The sequence below is a fragment of the Leifsonia sp. NPDC077715 genome, assembly GCF_040686855.1.
Lineage (GTDB): Bacteria > Actinomycetota > Actinomycetes > Actinomycetales > Microbacteriaceae > Leifsonia.
This window is the reverse complement of sequence record NZ_JBFBOG010000002.1, coordinates 1305304-1323705: the sequence shown is the minus strand read 5'-3', so window position 1 is coordinate 1323705 and position 18402 is coordinate 1305304. Positions and strand designations below refer to the sequence as shown.

Below are 18402 nucleotides of genomic sequence, written 5' to 3'. Positions count from 1 at the left end.
AGAGGTCAGCCGCCGCCCTTCCCCTTGCCGTCACCCTTCGTCGGAGTCGGCGTCGGCGTCGGAGTCGGCGCGGACGTCCCGTTGCCCGGCCCGGACGATCCTCCCGAGCTGCCGTTGCTGACCGTCAGGGTGACCGACTCCCCGTCGCTCAGCGTCGCGCCCGCCGCCGGGTCGCTCGCCGCGACCGTGCCCGCCGGCTGGTCGCTGTCGACCGGCGTCGGGTCGACGGTGACGTCGAGGCCGAGGCCGTCCAGGAGCTTCTGCGCCACATCGGGCGCCTTGCCCGTCACATCCGGCATCGTGATCTCGCTGCCGTAGAGCACCGCATCCGTCGGCTCGGTGAAGTCGGTGCCGCCGTAGAGCGCGTTCAGCGCCTTCAGGATCGGCTTCGCGATCGAGAACTTCACGTTCCCGCCGCCGACGCCGTTGAAGTACAGGGACCGCAGCGGGGTGTCGCCCGAGACGTTGCCGACCCACGTCGCGGTCGCGACCTTGGTGGTGGATGTGATCAGCCAGTTCTCGAGCGAGTCGTCCGTCGTTCCGGTCTTCGCCATGATGGGGATGTCGTCGTACGGGTTGGCGCTCACGGCCGTTCCGCCGCCCTTCATGACACCCTGCAGCGCGTAGGCGACGCCCGCCGCGATATCGGGCTTGAGCCCCTGCGTGCACGTCGTCTTGCTGACCGCGTGGTCGGTGCCGTCCGCATTGACGACGCGGTCGATCGCGACCGGCGTGCAGACCGTGCCGTTGTTGGCGATGCCCGCGTAGGCGGTCGCCATGGTGAGCGGCGAGATGTAGTTCGTGCCGAGGATCATCGACGGCGTGGAGGTCAGCGGGTTGCTCTTCGACGCGGGGTGCACTCCCAGCGCCTTCGCGGCGTTGAGGATCGCGCAGAGGTCGGTCTTCGTGCCCATCTGGGCGAAGGCGGTGTTGACCGACTCGGCGGTCGCCGACATCACCGAGAGCCGGCTCGCCGATCCCTCGTCGTTGGTGACGTGCCAGTCCGGACCGTCGATGTTGGCACAGGTGTTCGTGAAGTCGGAGGTCGGGAACGTGTGCTGCGAGGCGTTGACCGTCTCGTAGAGGCTGTGGCCCGACTCCAGCCACGCCGCCAGGTCGAACGCCTTGAACGTCGAGCCGGTCTGGAAGCCCTGCGACCCGCCGTAGTCCTCGTCGGTGTTGTAGTTCACCGCCGTCGTGCCGTCGATGGGCGTGTCCGTGTTGTTGAAGGCGCGGTTCTGCACCATCGTCACGATGCGTCCCGTCCCCAGCTCCATCGCGACGTTGGACGCTCCGAGGTCGATGCCCGGACGCGATGCGGGGATGTAGTTGTTCAGCGACGCCTGCGCCACCTGCTGCAGGTCGAGGTTCAGCGTCGTGTAGATCTTGAGGCCGCCGCGGTTGAGGGTCTGGAAGCGCTCGTCCGCCGTCTTCCCGTACGCCGGGTCGGTGAGGATGACGTCGCGGACGTAGTCGCAGAAGAACGCGGCGTTGAACTGCTGCGCTCCCGCGCATCCCTGGGTCGTCGGCGTGATCGTCGGCGTGATCGGGGTCGCCTTGGCAGCGTCCCGCTGCTGCTTCGTGATCGTGTGCGTGATGTACATGCGGTCGAGCACGTAGTCGCGCCGCTCCTTGGTGAGCTTGTAACCGTTCGCCTTGCCGTTGTCCTTGTTGTCCGGCTGGTCGATGCGGAGGTTCGCGGGGTTGTTCAGGATGGCCGCGAGCGTGGCCGCCTGCGCGAGGTCGAGCTTCGCGGCGGTCGTGTTGAAGTAGTACTGGGCCGCGGCCTGCACGCCGTAGACCTGTCCGCCGAAGCCGACCACGTTCAGGTAGCCGGTCAGGATCTCCTTCTTGGAGTAGTTCTTCTCGACCTGCACCGCGTAGCGCATCTCCTGCACCTTGCGCTGCAGGGTCACGCCGGCCGCGTCGGTGTAGCAGGCCTCGATCTTCTTCTGACTGGTCAGCGCCTCGCACTTCTCGACCTCGACGTTCTTCACGTACTGCTGCGTGATCGACGAGCCTCCCTGGACGTCGCCGCCTGCGACGGTCGAGACGGCGCCGCGGAGGGTGCCCCAGATGTCGACGGCGCCCTCAGAGTAGAACCGCGGATCCTCGGCCGAGACGGTCGCGTCCTTCATCGTCTGCGCGATCTGCTCCCACGCGACGTCCTGCCGGTTCTGCGCGAAGAACGTCGCGATCGGCACATCCTGACCGCCCTGCTTGGCGAACACGGTCGAGTTCTGGGCGAACTGCTGGATGTTCAGATTCGACGGCAGCGCGTTGAAGTCGCTGGCGCCGGCCGCGGCGGTCGCGCCGAGCCCGACGAACGCGGGCAGCACGAAGATCGAGCTGAGCACGGCGGCGACGAGGGCGAGGCCGAGGAACTGCGCGATCTGGCCGCCGCGGGTACGGGCGGGCGTGAACTCGAAGCGCTTGACGGGCTCCAGCCGCTCGTCGAGGGCGGCGAGACGGGAGGGCAGGGGGCGATCGGGTGCGGACATCCCTTCCAACCAACCAGGAGAGTCTGGGCGACTCCAGGGGGTTGCGTGTGTACGGGTTTGGAGATGTTCAGGATGCGTACATGCGGAAGGCGCCGGCCCTGCGAACAGGACCGGCGCCTTCGTGGTGCGGTGGGTTACGCCGCGAACTGCAGGGCGACCGACTCCGCGGTCACGCGGAGCTCGCGGTCGGCGGCGTCCACGATCACGCGGCCGCCCTCCTCCAGCTCGGCGGACACCATCAGCTCGGCGATGCGGTCGTCGACCTCGCGCTGGATGACGCGGCGGAGCGGGCGGGCGCCGTACTCGGGCTCGTAGCCGGCCTCCGCGATCCAGGCGATCGCCGCGTTCGTCGCCTCGAAGGCGATCTCGCGGGCGGCCAGGCGGTTCGCGGTCGCGTTCAGCAGCAGGCGGACGATGTCGCGCAGCTGCTCCGGGTCGAGCTTCCGGAACAGCACGATCTCGTCGATGCGGTTCAGGAACTCGGGACGCATGGCCTCGCGGAGCTTGCCCATCACGCGGTCGCGGATGTCCTTCTCCGAGGCGAAGCCGTCCGAGCCGGCCGGCACGAAGCCGAGCGCACCGCTGCGGGAGGCCAGGAACTCCGAACCGAGGTTCGAGGTCATGATGACCACCGTGTTGCGGAAGTCGACCGTGCGACCCTGGCCGTCGGTCAGGCGCCCGTCGTCGAGCACCTGCAGCAGCAGGTTGAACACGTCCGGGTGCGCCTTCTCGATCTCGTCGAACAGCACCACCGAGTACGGGTTGCGGCGCACGCGCTCGGTCAGCTGACCGGCCTCGTCGTAGCCGACGTACCCGGGAGGGGCGCCGACCAGACGGGCGACGGTGTGGCGCTCGCCGAACTCGCTCATGTCGAACCGCAGCATCGCCTTCTCGTCACCGAACAGCGACGATGCGAGCGACTTCGCCAGCTCGGTCTTGCCGACACCGGTCGGGCCGAGGAAGAGGAAGCTGCCGACCGGTCGGCGCTCGTCACCGAGACCGGTCCGGTTGCGGCGGACGGCCTTCGCGACCGCAACGACCGCGTCGTCCTGGCCGACCACACGCTCGTGCAGCTCGGACTCGAGGCGCGCCAGGCGCTCACGGTCGGCCTCGCCGACACGCGACACGGGGATGCCGGTCGCCCGCGACACGATGGCCGCGATCTCCGGCTCGCCGACGACGGCCTCCACGCGCGGGGCCGAGGCGAGGGCGTCCAGCTGACACTGCACATCCTCGATCTCGTCCCGCAGGCGCGACGCCTCCTCGTAGTGCTCAGCGGCGACCGCGGAGTTCTTCTCGGACTCCAGGGTGGCCAGGCGCTCCATGAGGGCGGACGTGTCCACGCGCTTGCCGAGCGACAGGCGCAGGCGGGCGCCGGCCTGGTCGATCAGGTCGATGGCCTTGTCCGGCAGGAAGCGGTCGGAGACGTAGCGGTCGGACAGCTCCACCGCGGCGCGGATCGCGTCCTCGGTGTAGCGCACGCCGTGGTGCTCCTCGTAGGCGGCGCGCAGGCCGTCCAGGATGAGCACGGCGTCCTCGATCGAGGGCTCGCCGACCGTCACCGGCTGGAAGCGGCGCTCCAGCGCCGGGTCCTTCTCGATGCGGCGGTACTCCTTGAGCGTCGTCGCGCCGACCAGGTGCAGGTCGCCGCGGGCAAGGCGCGGCTTGAGGATGTTGCCGGCGTCCATGCCGCCGGACTCGCCGGACCCTCCGGCGCCGACCACGGTGTGCAGCTCGTCGATGAACACGATCAGCTCGTCCTTGCCGGCGCTGATCTCGTCCATGAGGTTGGTGAGCCGCTCTTCGAAGTCGCCGCGGTACCGGGTCCCTGCGACCATCCCCGCGAGGTCGAGCGAGACGACCTTCTTGTCCTGCAACTGCTCGGGCACGGTGCCGTCCACGATCGCGCGGGCCAGGCCCTCCACGATCGCAGTCTTGCCGACGCCCGCCTCGCCGACCAGCACCGGATTGTTCTTGGTGCGGCGGGACAGGATCTCGACCGTCTGCTCGATCTCGTCGAGGCGGCCGATGACCGGGTCCAGCTTGCCGTCGCGCGCGAGCGCGGTCAGGTCGGTGCCGAACTGGTCGAGCATGGGGGTCTCGGAAGCGGTGCCCTCCGCGGCCGGGTCGCCGGGCTGGCCGGCGCCCACGGTCGTGCTCTCCTGCATCGACTCGGTCAGCGCCTCCGGGGTCACGCCCGCGGACTGCAGGACGCGGCCCGCAGGGGCGTCGCGGCCGATGACGAGCGCGAAGAAGACGTGCTCGGGGTCGATGTAGGTCGAGCCGGAGGCCTGCGCCACCTGGTACGCGTGGAACAGCGCACGCTGCAGCGCACCGGTGATGGAGGCGCCGTCGGCGCGGATGACGTCGCCGGACGCGGGAAGGCGCGACTCGGCGGCCTGCGCGACCCGCGAGGGGTCGACGCCGATGCGGCGCATGGCGTCCGCGGCCGGCTCCTGCTCGGCCATCACGCGCAGCACGTGCAGGGCGTCGAGCTCGCTGTGGCCGTGCTGCAGCGCGAACCGTCCGGCCTCCGCCAGGATCTCCTGGGTGCGCCGGCTGAGGAAGCGGCTGATGTCGATAGAGCGTCCGTTGCGCGCACGCTCGCCCGCGAGGTAACGGGCGAGGAACTCGTCGAACGAGTTGGCGCCGTCACCGTCGGGAGTGAAGTTCTCAGGCACGTGTTCTCCTGTTTCTGAAAGTTGAGCCTTGTGCACTCAAGTTCAACGCAGGAGGGGGGAGGTTATTCCCGGGGTGCTGAGAACTCCACTCCGGAGCGCCTACTCCCCCGCGTCGAGCGCGTCGAGAGCGGCCACGTCCTCGGGCGACAGCTCGAAATCGACGTCGGCGTTCTCGCGGATGCGCTCGGGGGTGGTCGACTTCGGCAGCGGCAGGATGTCCTTCTGCAACAGGTAGCGGATGCTGACCTGAGCGACCGACTTGCCGTACTTCTGCGCGATCTCCGCGATCTCCTCGTTGTCGAGCAGACGGCCGGTGGCGAGCGGCGAGTAGCCCTCGACGAGGATGTCGTGCTCCTTCGACCACGCCGTCGTCTCCGGCTGCGTGTTGCCCACGAACCAGCGGATCTGGTTGGCGTGCGGCACGACCTCGGTGGCGTCGACCAGCGACTCCAGGTCGGCGACCTCGAAGTTGCTGACGCCGATCGCCCGGGTGAGACCCTGCTCGTACAGCTCCTCGAACACCTTCCAGACCTCGATGTTGCCGGCGCGGTGGTCGGTGCCGATCGCGTTCCACGGCCACGGCGCGTGGATGAGGTAGAGGTCGATCGGGCCGAGGTCCAGCAGCTCGGTGGAGCGCTGGAACGCGTGGCGGGCGCCGTCCGCGTCCTTCACCTCGGCGGGGCACTTCGTGGTGATGAAGATGTCCTCGCGGGCGATGCCGCTGTCGCGCACCGCGCGCCCGACGCTCGCCTCGTTGCCGTACGCGCGTGCCGTGTCGATGTGGCGGTAGCCGGCGTCGAGGGCGGTGCGGACCGAGTCGTAGGTCTCGTTCCCGTCCGGGATCTGCCAGGTGCCGAACCCGATCTTGGGGATGGCGACGCCGTTGGAGAGCGTGAAGGTGTCGGTCAGAGCAGGCATGCGGGGTTCCCTTCAGAAGGATGCGGTGCGCCACATCGTAGACCCGCCCGACGGTCAGTCCAGCGGCTGGGGCGCTCCGTTACGCAGGTGCTCGTAGACGACCGAGGTCCGCACGTCGGCGATCTCGCGCCGCTGCGTCAGTCGGTCGATGACGAACGCGTACAGGCTCTCGTTGTCGGCGACCGCGACGTGGACGATGAAGTCCTCGTTGCCGCTGGTGACGAACACGCCCAGCGTCTCGGGAAGGGACGCGACCCAATCCCGGAACCCCTCGATCACCGGACGCGACGGCGGCCGGATGCGCACCGCGATGAGCGCTTGGACGGGCCGGCCGATCGCGGAGAGGTCGACGTCGAGCGTCGCGCCGCGGATGATCCCTCGCCGGCGCAGCGCCCGCGTGCGCTCCAGCGCGGTGCTCGGCGAGACGCCCACAGCCGCGGCGATGTCGCGATTGCTGCGCCGCGCATCCGCCTGGAGTTCACGCAGGATCGCCCGATCTAATTCGTCCATGGCCGCCAGAATAGCGGTCGGATCGAATGAAATTCGAATCCTCAGCATGCATCCCGTGTTCTCGGTAGATTCTCCTCCACGACGCCGAACGAGAGGATGACGAATGCACGACATCGTGGGCTTCCTGCCCGAGGAGATCGACACCGGAGCGCCCACCCGGCAGGCCCGCCTCAAGTGGGTGGTGGTCGTCGACGAGTCGCTGCCCGCCGGCATCGCCGCGAACGCCGCGATCTGCACCGCGGCCGCGACCGCCACCCGCGTCCCGGGCCTGCTCGGGCCGGATGCGGTGGATGCGGAGGACAGCATCCACCCCGGTCTCCCGTGGGCCGGCGTCTCGGTGCTGCGCGCCTCCCCCGAGCAGTTGGGCGGCATCCGGTCGAAAGCGCAGGTCGCCGAGGGCGTGTTCGTCGCGGACATGCCGGCCGCCGCCCAGCTCACCCGCGTCTACGACGAGTACCTTCAGACGGTCGCAGAAGCCCCCTCAGGCGACCTCCCGTACTACGCGATCAGCGTCGTCGGCCCGCGCAACCGGGTCGACCGGATCGTCGGGCGGCTCGCTCTGCTCTGACTCAGTGCTGCAGGGCGCTCTTGAGCAGGATGACCACGATGCCGAACGACGCGGTCACCACCGCGCCGAGCAGGCACACCATGATCGGTCGCCCGCGCAGCCGGAAGACCGAGAATCCGAGCAGCGCCAGCATCAGAACGGTGAGCCACAGCGAGAGTGCGACGCCGACGTCCGGCTCCAGCACGCCCAGCCCGGCGAGGAGCAGCGGGACGCTCGGCACGATCGCGGCCTCCAGCATGCCTCCCGATTCGCCGAGCGCGTGGCGGATGGAGTCGCGGATCCGGTCACCGGCCCGCTGCTCGTCTCCCTGGAACCCGAGCGCCGTCGAGTAGACGTGCGCGAGCCAGAACACGACGATGCTGACCAGGCTGAGCACGAGGAGCCGGACGGCGGACTCCCGGTCGTCGTCGGCTCCGGAGGCGGCGGCCACAACGCTCGCGTACACGATCGTGCCGTAGATGGCGGCGGGGGTCCCCCAGTGCCGCCAGATCCCGCGGTGGAGTGCGCCGGGGTCCCCGGACGTGCGGGCGTCCGGCTCATTCAGGTCCATCAGTGCCGGGCCGCCGCCCGCGCCTCGAGCGCCGCGTCCAGCTCGCTAGCCGCCTGGATCAGCGCAAGATGCGTGAACGCCTGGGGGAAGTTGCCGAGCTGGAGCCCCGAGGGGTCGATCTCCTCGGCGTAGAGGCCGACGTGGTTGCCGTAGGTGAGCATCTTCTCGAACGCGTACTGCGCCTCCTCGAGCTTGCCGGCGTCGGTGAGGGCCATCACGTAGAAGAAGGAGCAGAGCGAGAACGTCCCCTCCTCGCCCGGCAGACCGTCGGGCGAGGCGGCGGGGTTGTAGCGGTACACCAGGCTGTCGGTCACCAGCTCCTCGGTGATCGCGTCGAGGGTCGACAGCCACATCGGGTCGCGGGGCGCGATCATCCCGACCTTCGGCATCAGCAGGGTGATCGCGTCCACCACGTCCGTGCCGGGGTACTGGGTGAACGCCTTGCGCTGCGGGTTCCAGCACTTCGTGAACACCTGCTCGTAGATGGCATCGCGCTCGGCCTCCCAGCGGTCGAGCGGCGCCGGGAGGCCTCGGTCGCGCGCCAGCCGGATGCCGCGGTCGAAGGCCACCCAGCACATGATCCGGCCGTAGGTGAAGTCCTTGCGGCCGCCGCGGGTCTCCCAGACGCCCTCGTCGGGCTGGTCCCAGTTGTCGGCGAGCCAGTCCAGGATCCCTCGCAGCTTCATCCAGCCCGGGTTGCCGATCGGCCGCAGCCTCTCGCCGACCGCCAGCGACTGCATCGCCTCGCCATAGATGTCGAGCTGGAGCTGATCGGCCGCGCCGTTCCCCACGTGCACCGGTCGCGATCCGGCGTAGCCCTCGAAGTCGTCGAGGTCGAGCTCCTCCAGGTCGGACGAGCCGTCGATGCGGTACATGATCTTGAGCGGCCCGGATCCGTCGCCCACCTGCTCGGCGACCCGGTCCCCCAGCCAGAGCATGAACGACAGGGCCTCCTGGGCGTAGCCGAGCGAGAGCAGGGCGTAGACGCTGAACGAGGCGTCGCGCACCCACGTGTAGCGGTAGTCCCAGTTGCGCACCCCGCCCAGCTGCTCGGGCAGCGCGGCGGTGGGGGCCGCGACCAGCGCGCCGCTCGGCGCGTACTGCAGCAGCTTGAGCACCATGGCGGAGCGCTCCACCGACTCGCGCCAGCGGCCCGTGTAGGTGCCCCGCGACAGCCACTCGCGCCAGAAGGCCGCGGTCTCGCGGAACAGCCGCTGGCCGCGCCCCCGGCCGATCTTCCGGGCGTCGGCGTCCGGCTCGGTCTCGAAGGCGATGATGTGGAGCTTGCCGTCCGAGAACGTGAGCGTGGTGTCGACATCGCCGTCGACGATCGCGTCGGCGGTGACACCGTGGAGCTCGGCGCTCATCCCCTCGGCGTCGAAGCGGACGCCGGTGTCGACGGCCGACGCCGTGTGCGTGCGCCGCCCGTAGTCGAACCGCGGGCGGCACTGCACCCGGAAGGTCAGCTCGCCCCGGACGACACGGATCCCGCGGACGATCGTGCGATTCGTGGTCGCGACGGTGGGCTCGTCCGCGATCGGCATGAAGTCGATCACCTCGCCGACGCCGCTGTCCGACATGAACCGCGTGATGAGGATCGCCGTCTGCGGGAAGTACATCTGCTTCACCCGCATCCCGTCACCGAGCGCGTGGATGCGGAAGTAGCCGCCCTTCTCGCGGTCGAGCAGCGAGGCGAAGATCGAGGGCGAGTCGAACCGCGGCGCGCAGAACCAGTCGATGGTGCCCTCGGTGGAGACCAGAGCGACGGTCTGCAGGTCGCCGATCATGCCGTGCTGGTCGATGTCCGGAAAGCCTCCGTCGTCCCGCGCTTGCGCAGCCATGTCCGCCCTCTCCGACCCGTGCTCCCCCGGCGACCGGTTCGCGCGCATGCTAACGCCGACATCGGCACCGCGGGAAGGCAGACCCGTGCGCAGAATCCGCTGTTGCCAGGGCGTCGTGCCGCACGGCATCATGCGGCCGACGGAGGAGGTGCTGGATGACCGGCGTACGTCAGCGGAGCACCGAGCGGGTGGCGGTGCGGGCGGCGGCCCTCGATCTCGAGGGATCGGCCATCGTCGTGGGCGCCGCCGCCCTCGTCGTCGGCGCGATCGCGTCGCTGCCGTTCTTCTGGGGGCGGTCGCTGCCGATCGCGGGCCCGGGCTCCCTGTCGCAGTTCGCGGCGCTCGCGGCAGGGGTGGTCGGCATCGCGGCGTACATCGTCGGCCGCCTGTGGCACCGGGACGCCCTGACACCGTTCGGGGGCCGCGCCGACCGGCCGGCGGAGGCGCCGGCCGCTCGTCGCTCGCTGACCCGGCCGGCTCTGTTCGACACCGTGGTGATCGCCCTGGCGCACGGCATCATCGCCGTGCTGGGCTGGCTGGTGCTCGGCGCCATCCTCGCCGACGGCTTCCAGGACGCGACGGTGTACGCGCTGTCGGCCACGGTCCTCGCGGGCGTGGCGGTCGGCTTCAGCGCGTACGTCATCTTCCTGTCCGCGGCGAGGATGGACCTGATGCGGCTGTCGACCGTGCTCGCGGTGTTCGCCGCGTTCGGCATCCTCGCCGCCATGCTGAGCGCACCGGACCCGCACTGGTGGGAGTTCCACCTCAGTGCGCTCGGGATGACGCGGAGCGTGTCGTCGCTCACCTTCAACCTGACGCTCATCGTGGCCGGCCTGATGATGGCGGCGATCGCCCGCTACGCGACCGACCTGACGGGAGTGGACCCCGCCGTGCGACCGGCCCGTCTGCGCGTCCGTGTGTGCCTCATCCTGATCGGGCTGCTGCTCGCCGGGGTGGGGCTGTTCCCGCTGAACGTGTCGCAGATCCTGCACAACGGCTCGGCGGTCGGCATGCTCATCGCCTTCTCACTGCTCGTGTTCTGGGTCCGGCGGGCGCTGCCCGAAGCGCCGAGGTCGTTCTTCCTGCTCGGGTACGTGCTGTTCGGTGTGATCGTGCTGGCCGCCGTCTTCTTCGTCACCGGCTACTACGTGCTCACGGCGACCGAGCTGATCGCCGGGGTCGTGGTGTTCGCGTGGCTGACGGTGTTCTTGCGCGTGAGCGGCGCGGCCGCGCGCGGGTGAGCGGCGCGGCCGCGCGCGGGTGAGCGGGGCGGGTGTCGGTCGCAGCCGGTAGCGTCGGGCCATGGCATCCGAGATCGTGCTCGACCGGGAGGAGGCGCGACGGATCGCCGTGCGCGCGCAGCGGCTCGATGCGGCCCGCCCCGAGGGGCTGGTGCCGCTCGTCGAGCACCTGACGTTCCTGCAGCTCGACCCCACCGCGGCCATCGCGCCGAGCGCCGACCTCATCGCGTACACGCGCCTCGGCGCGTCGTACCGGCCGGAGCACCTGGCGGCGGCGGTCGAGAGCGACCGGACGCTGTACGAGTGGAAGGCGCAGGATGACCCGGTGCAGCCTCCGTTCGCCATGCTCCGCCCGGTCTCGGATCTGGCGCTCAACCTCGACCGGATGGCGAACGGCCCCATCGCCGCGAGCTGGACCGCCTGGCTGGATGCCAACGCCCGCTTCCGTCAGGACGTGCTCGACCGCCTGCGCGACGCCGGCCCGCTGCTGTCGAAGGACATCCCGGACACCGCCGAGGTGCCGTGGCAGTCGACCGGGTGGACGCACGAGCGCAACGTGACCCACATGCTGGAGCTGCTGCAGGGCCGCGGCGTGGTCGCGGTCGCGGGCCGCGTCGGCCGCCAGCGCACCTGGGACCTCGCCGAGCGCGTCTACCCGACCGGCATCGAGGCCGTGCCGGAGGCGGAGGCCGCGCCGCTGCGTGACGAGCGGCGGCTGCGCGCGCTCGGCATCGCCCGGCCGCAGCTGGTCGGCGGCGCCGGCGTCCCCGCCCGGGTCGACGGAAGCGACCGCGAGTGGCGGGTCGACCCGGACGCCGTCGGCCTGCCGTTCGAGGGACGCACGGCGCTGCTCTCGCCGTTCGACCGGCTCGTGCACGACCGGGTGCGCAGCCAGGACATCTTCGGCTTCGAGTACCTGCTGGAGATGTACAAGCCCGCGGCCAAGCGCCGGTGGGGCTACTTCGCGCTGCCGATCCTCCACGAGGACCGGCTGGTCGGCAAGCTGGACGCAGCGGCGGACCGCAAGCGGGGCGTACTCCGCCTGGACGCGGTCCACGAGGACGCGCCGCTCGGGCCGTCCGCGCGCGACGAGGTCGACGCGGCGATCGACGACCTGGCGGCGTGGCTGGGGCTCGCGGTCGAGCGACCGTGAGCCCGGCGCCGAGACGCGCACGAAACTAGCTCTCTTTCGAAGCTCCTTCGGGAAGCTTTTCCGAGTTCGCGTCCGAGCGACCGCGTGACGTGCGCGGCGGGAAAGCAGTCGCCAGCAGCGCGAGAGCGATGACACCGGACGCCGTCAAAGCTGAGGCGAAAATCGACTGGCGCAGACGAGCCGCCTCGCACAGATTCGTGTCATAGAGAGCGGCGCTACACACGTTGGCGCCCGACAGGTCCGCGAGAACGAAGCCCGTGATGACGAGCATGCCTGCGGCCGTGGCCGCGATCAGCCCCCACGGGCTCACACGCACGAGTACCGTCCGTTCGGCTTGTAGGCCGTGAGGGTGCCACTGGTCTTCACCTGAGTGGACAAGCCTCGTCCGGGAACCGGGACACCGTAGTAACGAGTCGTCCGCACCTGGTAGGTCTTCTTGACCGCCTGCGCGTACAGGCTGACGCTTGCCGGTCCGCGGCTGATACCGCAGGTGACCGCAACAGACAGGCCCGCCCCGGCCGAAACGCCGATCGATGCACCCACGGTAGCCGCCGACACGTTCAGCGCCGTTTCGACCGTCGCGTTGACCGTGTACGTCCTGCTGATGCTGCAGGACTTTCCTGCCGCCGCGGAGCACCCGTTGAGGTACCGCCACTTCGTCTGCGCGCCGTAGTCACGCAGGTTGATGACCTCGGACTTGGTGTAGTCGACGTAGGTGGCGGGGTCGGCGACGATCGGAAACGCGGAGCCCTTCGTGAAGTCGATGACCTGCGTCAGGGTCGAACCCGAAACCTCGTAGTGCGTGGGGACCTTGTCTCCATTCGCATCCTTGGCCCACGGCGTCGCGACGTGCAGAACGGGGGCGTTCTCGTCCTCGGCCCCCACCGACTCGACGGACCCATCGTCGGCAAGGGCCAACGAAGCGCCCGGCGGCAGCTCGACGGGATACTCGTACCGCTTGGGGGCTCCAGCGTTGTCGATCACCGTGATGATTTGCGCACTGCCATCCGAGCGCGCGACGGGGACGGTCGAGGAACCATTCATGTTGTCGTAAACCACCACCCCGTCCCTCTGTGACTCGGCGGCGTCAGTGGCCTGGTCCGCGAACGGCAGGCCGATGGTGACGCCGACCCTGTCATCGGGCGTTCCAAGAGTCACGCCGTCGGACGGGTCGTCCGGCACTTCCACTGAAGCACCCTCCGGCGTGGGTGCCTCGACAGCGGTCCCCTCGGCTCCTCGCGTTGTGGCCACACCCGAGAGGGCCTGCGGCGCTATTGCTTGCAACGCCGCCACCGCGTCCTCCGCATTCGTCTGAGCTGCATCTGTCGCGGCGAAACCGGTCAGGCTTGCACCGATCACGCACGCCCCCGCCAGGGTCACCGCTGACCTCATTGCACGAGACTTCGTCACTTATGTCCTCCAATTGAGAGCGGGCACGATGCCCTTCACTCATGAGGACACGCACGCCGAGGGAATGTGACGTGTCGCGCATTGCTAAGCATGCTTTTGCGTTGGTCAGCGGCAGCGGCGCGATCGGCGAGGAGTACTACGCCGCATCCTTCCCGTGCGGATCGGCGGCGTTGAGCACCTGGACCACGCGGTCGTAGTCGCCGCGCGCCTCGCCGTACCGCAGGAACTTGACGCGCTCGACCTGCAGCTCCTTCGCGTCGGGCTGGGTCTCGATGAGGTCCATCACCTCGCCGACGAACTCGTCGAGCGGCATGGCGAATTCGCTCTCGCGCTGGCCGGGCATCAGGTCGGTCGCGACCGATGGCGGCTCCAGCTCCACGATCTTCACGGACGTGTCGGCGAGCTGGAGGCGGATGCTCTCGCTGAGCATGTGCACCGCCGCCTTGCTGGCGTTGTAGCTCGGCGTGGCCTTGAGCGGCGTGAACGCCAGCCCAGACGAAACGGTCACGATGGTCGCGTCCGGCCGAGTCTGCAGGTGCTCGACGAAAGCGGCGATCAGGCGGATGGGGCCGAGCACGTTGGTGGTGACGATCGACTCCGCCGAGTCCAGGAAGCCGGCGGGCGTGTGCCAGTCCTCGACCCGCATGATGCCGGCCATCGCGACGAGCACGTTCAGGTGGGGGTGGGCCTCGAGCACCCGCGCGGACGCCTCCCGGATGCTGTCGGCGTCGGCGGTGTCGATGCGGACGGTGTCGATGCCGGGGTGCTCTGCGGCGATCTGCTCGAGCAATTCGGTGCGCCGGCCGCCGACGATGACGGTGTTGCCGCGCTCGTGGAGGGCGACGGCGAGGGCGAGCCCGATGCCGCTGGTGGCGCCGGGGATGAAGACGGTGTTCCCTGTGATGTTCATGCCTCCACCATCGGGTGGCGGGCGAGGCGGAGGAAGTGGAGCGGTCATCCAGGGATCCGCGGTCCCTGGTTCGCCGGCGCCCGCGCAGCCATCATGGAGGAATGGACCGCACCGCCCTCTCCGACTTCCTGCGCCGCCACCGCGAGGCGCTGCGCCCGGAGGACGTGGGCCTGCCCGAGGGCGCCCGCCGCCGCGCCCCCGGCCTGCGGCGCGAGGAGGTCGCGCTGCTGGCGGCCATGTCGACGGACTACTACACCCGGCTGGAGCAGCGCCGCGGCCCGCAGCCGAGCGAGCAGATGCTGTCGTCGCTGTCGCGCGCGCTGCGGCTGACCGACGACGAGCGCGACTACCTGTACCGGGTCGCGGGCCACAACACGCCCGACCGGTTCTCCGGCGGCGGTCATGTCCCGCCGGCCCTGCTGCGCGTGCTCGACAGGCTGGAGGACACCCCCGCGCTCGTGCTCTCGAACCTCGGCGAAACGCTCGTGCAGAACCGGATGGCCGTCGCGCTGCTCGGCGACCGCTCCGGGTACACCGGGCTCGCGCGCAGCGAGTACTACCGCTGGTTCACCGAGCCGGAGACGGCGCGGGCGCAGTACCCCGAGGAGGACCGCGCCCGGCAGAGCCGCGCGCAGGTCGCCTCCCTGCGCGACGCGTACGGCGCCCTCGGGCCGCGGTCTCGGGCCGGCGAGCTGGTGCGGGCGCTCCTCGCGGAGAGCCCGGAGTTCGCCGAGTTGTGGGACCGCCACGACGTCGCCCGGCGGTTCGAGGACCACAAGACGCTGCTGCATCCCGAGCTCGGCGCGATCGAGCTCGACTGCCAGGCGCTGTTCACCGAGGACCAGTCGCAGTGCCTGCTGGTGCTCACCGCGGCCCCGCGTACGGAGGCCGCGGAGAAGCTGGCACTGCTCTCGGTGCTCGGCACGCAGTCCTTCGCGCCTGCTGCACCGGGCGGCGAAGCCCGGTAGCCTGGCCCGCATGAGTGCGGGGGCTGTCGACGATCCGACCGTGTCGTGGCTGCTGGAGGGCGACCCGTCCCTCCGCTGGCAGACGCTGCGGGATGTCGTGCACGCACCCGACGCGGAGGTCGCCGCCGAGCGCGCCCGCGTCGAACGCGAGGGCTGGGGTGCGGCGCTGCTCGACCGTCAGGACGCGTCGGGCACCTGGGGCGGGACCGTGTGGAAGCCCGAGGACCGCGACGCCACCGACATCGTCGTGCTGCTGCTCGCGCAGCTCGGAGCCGACGGCGAGCGCACCCGGGCAGCCCTCGACCGCACGGCCGCGGGCGTCGACTGGGGCGAGGAGTGGGGCTTCTCCGCGTTCTTCGACGGCGAGGTCGAGCCGTGCATCAACGGCCGCGTGCTCACCGCCGCCGCGCCGTACGGGCACGCGACCGAGACCATCCTGGGCAAGCTGCTCGACACGCAGCAGACCGACGGCGGCTGGAACTGCTACGCGGAGACGCGCGACGACCCCGGTTCGTTCCACAGCACGATCTGCGTCGTGGAGGCGCTGGCCGCGTACCGCGACGCCGGAGGGCCGACCGACGTGGCCGAGCCGCTGCGCCGCGGGCAGGAGTACCTGCTGGACCGCGGCCTGATGCGCCGCAAGAGCACCGGAGAGCTGATCGACGAGTCCTGGCTCGAGTTCCGCTTCCCGTACTACTGGCACTACGACGTGCTGCGCGGGCTCGACCACCTCCGAGCGTCCGGCGTTCCGTACGACGAGCGCGCCACCGAGGCGGTCGAGCTGGTGCGGTCGAAGCGCGGTGCCGACGGTCGATGGACGCTGGACGCCGTGTTGCACGGCCGGCCGGCGGTGCCGTTCGAGGAGGCCGGTGAGCCGAGCCGGTGGAACACCCTCCGGGCGCTTCGCGTGCTGGAGTGGGCGGGCGTACAGTCCCTCGCATGACCGTCCGCACCCTGCTCCTGATCCGTCACGGCGAGAGCACGGCGAACGTCGCGGCCGCCGCGGCCGAGGTCGCCGGCGCCGAAGTCATCGTCGTCGAGGCCCGGGATCCCGATGTGACCCTCTCCCCGCTCGGCGAGCTGCAGGCCTCCGCGCTCGGGGCACGGCTCCGCCCAGGGCTCCCGGCCGGCGCCGTCGTCTTCAGCTCGCCGTACCATCGCGCGATCCAGACGGCGCGCTTCGCCCTCGGCGAGGAGGTGCCGCTCCGGATCGACGAGCGGTTGCGGGACCGCGAGCTCGGCATCCTCGACCGGCTGACCGCCGTCGGCGTCGAGCGCCGGCTGCCCCTCGAGGCCGAGCGGAGGCGCTGGACCGGCAAGTTCTACTACCGGCCGCCGGGGGGCGAGGCGTGGACGGACGTGGCGCTGCGGATCCGCTCGTTCCTCCGCGACGCGTTGGACGCGGCCCCGGGCGACGACGACGTGGTGGTCGTCTTCGCGCACGACGCCGTCGTCAGCCTGTTCCTCTACGTGCTGCTGCGGATGACCGAGGCGCAGCTCGCCGAGCATCTGCTGACGCATCCCGTCGCGAACGCATCGGTGACCGAGCTGACGTTCGACGGCCGGCAGTGGACGCTCGAGGCCTTCGCCGATGACGCCCACCTGGCCGCGGCGGGGCTGCCCTCGACCGACCACCCGGGCGAGGCGCGCGCCGATGCGTGACCGGATGGATGCCCACCGGAAGGATGCTCGACGGGCGCCGGCCGAGACGGTCACGCCCGAGCTGCTGCGCTCCTGGCCGCTGCCCGAGCCGTCCGGGTCGAAGAAGTCGCGCGGAGAGGTCCTGGTCGTGGGAGGGGCGCTCCGCTCCCCCGGCGCTGCGATGCTCGCGGGACGGGCCGCCCTGCGGGTGGGCGCGGGACGGCTGACCCTGGCTGTGGGCTCCGCCGTCGCCGCCCAGGTCGCGGTCGCCGTGCCCGAGTCGGGAGTGGTGCCGCTGGCCGAGACGGCGGGCGGGAGCATCCGGGGCACGGGGATCCGGGCGGCGGCCGCCGACCTCGCGGGCGCCGACGCGGTCCTGCTGGGACCGGGGCTCGACGACGCGGCGGAGACCGCCCGGATGCTGCCTCGCGCCGCCCGGGCCGCCGGTCGCGACACGGTGCTCGTGCTCGACGCCTACGCCCTCGGGGCCCTGGCCGGGCACCCGCGGCTGGCCGGCGACGGCCCGCGCATCCTGACCCCCAACACCGAGGAGGCCGCCCGCCTGCTCGGCCGCGACACCGGCGACCTCGACGCCGACGCGCGCGAGCTCGCCCGCCGTTACCGCGCGGTCGTCTCCTGCTTCGGACGCATCGCCGCGCCGGACGGACGCCTGCTGACGGTCGGCGACGGGGACGTCGGACTGGGCACCTCCGGCAGCGGCGACGCGCTCGCCGGAGCGATCACCGGGCTCGCCGCGCGCGGTGCCGAACCGCTGCAGGCGGCCGTCTGGGGCACCTACCTCCACGCCGCCGCCGGACGCCACCTGACCACCGCGATCGGTCCGCTGGGGTTCCTCGCATCGGAGATCGTGGACCGTCTGACGACGGAGCTCAGCGCCCTCTCCTGACGCGGTGCCCCCGCGAAAGTGCCCTCTAGCCGTGCGAACCGGCACCGCGTTACTCTCACGCCACATCCAGACACGGGAGCTGGAGTCGAGAGGGGAGTCCACCATGGACTGGAGCAACTTCTGGAGTGTCATCTGGCTGTTCTTCTGGAGCTTCGCCTTCGTGGCGTACCTGTTCGCGCTGTTCGCGATCATCAGCGACCTGTTCCGCGACCACAAGCTGAACGGGTGGTGGAAGGCGCTGTGGATCATCTTCCTGATCTTCGTGCCGTTCCTGACCGCCCTGGTCTACCTGATCGCCCGCGGGCCCGGCATGGCCGAGCGCAGCCAGAAGGAGGCGCGCCAGGTGCAGACGGCGACGGACGACTACATCCGCCAGGTCGCGGGGTCCAGCCCGGCCGATGAGATCGCGAAGGCCAAAGCGCTGCTGGACAGCGGCGCGATCACGCAGCAGGAGTTCGACCACCTGAAGGCGCGCGCCCTCTCCGGTCAGCACACCGCTCCGGCCGCGCCCGCGCCCGCCGCGGCCGCCGCACCGGTCCCGCCCGCGGCTCCGGCCGGTCCCGCCACCCCGCCGCCGGCCGCGCCGACGGTCTGACCCCGGTC

Annotated in this window: 17 protein-coding genes; 8 read left to right on the top strand and 9 right to left on the bottom strand. The window is 70.7% G+C overall.

The window, feature by feature from the left end; translation table 11 throughout:
- Positions 1 to 5: 5 nt before the first annotated feature.
- From AB0P25_RS13425 to AB0P25_RS13410, 4 genes are all read right to left on the bottom strand, one after another.
- Positions 6 to 2501: a transglycosylase domain-containing protein gene (locus tag AB0P25_RS13425; RefSeq protein WP_363807957.1), complete on the bottom strand. Its 2496-nt coding sequence runs from the start codon at positions 2499 to 2501 to the stop codon at positions 6 to 8.
- A 134-nt stretch (positions 2502 to 2635) separates the two neighbouring features.
- Positions 2636 to 5182, bottom strand: a complete 2547-nt coding sequence (locus AB0P25_RS13420) for an ATP-dependent Clp protease ATP-binding subunit (protein WP_363807955.1) — start codon at positions 5180 to 5182, stop codon at positions 2636 to 2638.
- A 99-nt stretch (positions 5183 to 5281) separates the two neighbouring features.
- Positions 5282 to 6100, bottom strand: coding sequence for an aldo/keto reductase (locus AB0P25_RS13415; RefSeq protein ID WP_363807954.1), 819 nt, complete (start codon positions 6098 to 6100; stop codon positions 5282 to 5284).
- A gap of 54 nt (positions 6101 to 6154) precedes the next feature.
- Positions 6155 to 6610, bottom strand: a complete 456-nt coding sequence (locus tag AB0P25_RS13410) for an Lrp/AsnC family transcriptional regulator (RefSeq protein WP_363807953.1) — start codon at positions 6608 to 6610, stop codon at positions 6155 to 6157.
- A gap of 103 nt (positions 6611 to 6713) precedes the next feature.
- On the opposite strand from AB0P25_RS13410, the gene AB0P25_RS13405 reads away from it, so the two are divergent.
- Positions 6714 to 7178 (top strand): DUF2000 domain-containing protein, encoded by a 465-nt coding sequence (locus AB0P25_RS13405; RefSeq protein ID WP_363807952.1) that lies wholly within the window; start codon positions 6714 to 6716, stop codon positions 7176 to 7178.
- Between the two features lies 1 nt (position 7179).
- On the opposite strand, the gene AB0P25_RS13400 is transcribed toward AB0P25_RS13405, so the two are convergent.
- Together AB0P25_RS13400 and AB0P25_RS13395 are read right to left on the bottom strand one after the other, a co-directional pair.
- Entirely contained in the window at positions 7180 to 7728 is a 549-nt protein-coding gene (locus AB0P25_RS13400) for a hypothetical protein (protein ID WP_363807950.1), read from the bottom strand.
- The gene (locus tag AB0P25_RS13395) at positions 7728 to 9569 is read right to left on the bottom strand and encodes a glycoside hydrolase family 15 protein (RefSeq protein ID WP_363807949.1); all 1842 of its coding nucleotides are present in this window, start codon (positions 9567 to 9569) and stop codon (positions 7728 to 7730) included. The genes AB0P25_RS13400 and AB0P25_RS13395 overlap by 1 nt, the downstream gene beginning before the upstream one ends.
- A 155-nt stretch (positions 9570 to 9724) precedes the next feature.
- On the opposite strand from AB0P25_RS13395, the gene AB0P25_RS13390 reads away from it, so the two are divergent.
- Both AB0P25_RS13390 and AB0P25_RS13385 read left to right on the top strand, forming a co-directional pair.
- Positions 9725 to 10810, top strand: coding sequence for a DUF998 domain-containing protein (locus tag AB0P25_RS13390; protein ID WP_363807948.1), 1086 nt, complete (start codon positions 9725 to 9727; stop codon positions 10808 to 10810).
- 61 nt (positions 10811 to 10871) lie between these two features.
- Positions 10872 to 11963: a crosslink repair DNA glycosylase YcaQ family protein gene (locus tag AB0P25_RS13385; RefSeq protein WP_363807946.1), complete on the top strand. Its 1092-nt coding sequence runs from the start codon at positions 10872 to 10874 to the stop codon at positions 11961 to 11963.
- A gap of 25 nt (positions 11964 to 11988) precedes the next feature.
- On the opposite strand, the gene AB0P25_RS13380 is transcribed toward AB0P25_RS13385, so the two are convergent.
- From AB0P25_RS13380 to AB0P25_RS13370, 3 genes are all read right to left on the bottom strand, one after another.
- On the bottom strand, positions 11989 to 12234 hold the full coding sequence (locus tag AB0P25_RS13380) for a hypothetical protein (RefSeq protein ID WP_363807945.1): 246 nt from the start codon (positions 12232 to 12234) through the stop codon (positions 11989 to 11991).
- Positions 12235 to 12269: 35 nt separating this feature from the next.
- Positions 12270 to 13343 (bottom strand): hypothetical protein, encoded by a 1074-nt coding sequence (locus AB0P25_RS13375; protein WP_363807944.1) that lies wholly within the window; start codon positions 13341 to 13343, stop codon positions 12270 to 12272.
- 166 nt (positions 13344 to 13509) lie between these two features.
- Complete coding sequence (locus AB0P25_RS13370; RefSeq protein WP_363807943.1) at positions 13510 to 14283, bottom strand: SDR family NAD(P)-dependent oxidoreductase; 774 nt, start codon at positions 14281 to 14283, stop codon at positions 13510 to 13512.
- A gap of 101 nt (positions 14284 to 14384) precedes the next feature.
- Between AB0P25_RS13370 and AB0P25_RS13365 the strand changes: the two genes are divergently transcribed.
- The 5 genes from AB0P25_RS13365 to AB0P25_RS13345 all read left to right on the top strand — a co-directional run bounded on the left by AB0P25_RS13365 (position 14385) and on the right by AB0P25_RS13345 (position 18394).
- Positions 14385 to 15251, top strand: a complete 867-nt coding sequence (locus AB0P25_RS13365; protein WP_363807942.1) for a helix-turn-helix transcriptional regulator — start codon at positions 14385 to 14387, stop codon at positions 15249 to 15251.
- 10 nt (positions 15252 to 15261) lie between these two features.
- Complete coding sequence (locus AB0P25_RS13360; RefSeq protein WP_363807941.1) at positions 15262 to 16194, top strand: hypothetical protein; 933 nt, start codon at positions 15262 to 15264, stop codon at positions 16192 to 16194.
- Entirely contained in the window at positions 16191 to 16913 is a 723-nt protein-coding gene (locus AB0P25_RS13355; protein WP_363807940.1) for a histidine phosphatase family protein, read from the top strand. Before AB0P25_RS13360 ends, AB0P25_RS13355 begins: the two co-directional genes overlap by 4 nt.
- The gene (locus AB0P25_RS13350; RefSeq protein ID WP_363807938.1) at positions 16906 to 17799 is read left to right on the top strand and encodes an NAD(P)H-hydrate dehydratase; all 894 of its coding nucleotides are present in this window, start codon (positions 16906 to 16908) and stop codon (positions 17797 to 17799) included. Before AB0P25_RS13355 ends, AB0P25_RS13350 begins: the two co-directional genes overlap by 8 nt.
- Before the next feature lie 103 nt (positions 17800 to 17902).
- The gene (locus AB0P25_RS13345) at positions 17903 to 18394 is read left to right on the top strand and encodes an SHOCT domain-containing protein (protein ID WP_363807937.1); all 492 of its coding nucleotides are present in this window, start codon (positions 17903 to 17905) and stop codon (positions 18392 to 18394) included.
- Positions 18395 to 18402 lie beyond the last annotated feature (8 nt).

Bases quoted from the DNA above. Each gene is read 5' to 3' on its own strand.
- AB0P25_RS13425 (WP_363807957.1), bottom strand. From the start codon at position 2,501: ATGTCCGCACCCGATCGCCCCCTGCCCTCCCGTCTCGCCGCCCTCGAC.
- AB0P25_RS13415 (WP_363807954.1), bottom strand. From the start codon at position 6,100: ATGCCTGCTCTGACCGACACCTTCACGCTCTCCAACGGCGTCGCCATC.
- AB0P25_RS13410 (WP_363807953.1), bottom strand. From the start codon at position 6,610: ATGGACGAATTAGATCGGGCGATCCTGCGTGAACTCCAGGCGGATGCG.
- AB0P25_RS13405 (WP_363807952.1), top strand. From the start codon at position 6,714: ATGCACGACATCGTGGGCTTCCTGCCCGAGGAGATCGACACCGGAGCG.
- AB0P25_RS13400 (WP_363807950.1), bottom strand. From the start codon at position 7,728: ATGGACCTGAATGAGCCGGACGCCCGCACGTCCGGGGACCCCGGCGCA.
- AB0P25_RS13395 (WP_363807949.1), bottom strand. From the start codon at position 9,569: ATGGCTGCGCAAGCGCGGGACGACGGAGGCTTTCCGGACATCGACCAG.
- AB0P25_RS13390 (WP_363807948.1), top strand. From the start codon at position 9,725: ATGACCGGCGTACGTCAGCGGAGCACCGAGCGGGTGGCGGTGCGGGCG.
- AB0P25_RS13385 (WP_363807946.1), top strand. From the start codon at position 10,872: ATGGCATCCGAGATCGTGCTCGACCGGGAGGAGGCGCGACGGATCGCC.
- AB0P25_RS13380 (WP_363807945.1), bottom strand. From the start codon at position 12,234: ATGCTCGTCATCACGGGCTTCGTTCTCGCGGACCTGTCGGGCGCCAAC.
- AB0P25_RS13370 (WP_363807943.1), bottom strand. From the start codon at position 14,283: ATGAACATCACAGGGAACACCGTCTTCATCCCCGGCGCCACCAGCGGC.
- AB0P25_RS13365 (WP_363807942.1), top strand. From the start codon at position 14,385: ATGGACCGCACCGCCCTCTCCGACTTCCTGCGCCGCCACCGCGAGGCG.
- AB0P25_RS13360 (WP_363807941.1), top strand. From the start codon at position 15,262: ATGAGTGCGGGGGCTGTCGACGATCCGACCGTGTCGTGGCTGCTGGAG.
- AB0P25_RS13355 (WP_363807940.1), top strand. From the start codon at position 16,191: ATGACCGTCCGCACCCTGCTCCTGATCCGTCACGGCGAGAGCACGGCG.
- AB0P25_RS13350 (WP_363807938.1), top strand. From the start codon at position 16,906: ATGCGTGACCGGATGGATGCCCACCGGAAGGATGCTCGACGGGCGCCG.
- AB0P25_RS13345 (WP_363807937.1), top strand. From the start codon at position 17,903: ATGGACTGGAGCAACTTCTGGAGTGTCATCTGGCTGTTCTTCTGGAGC.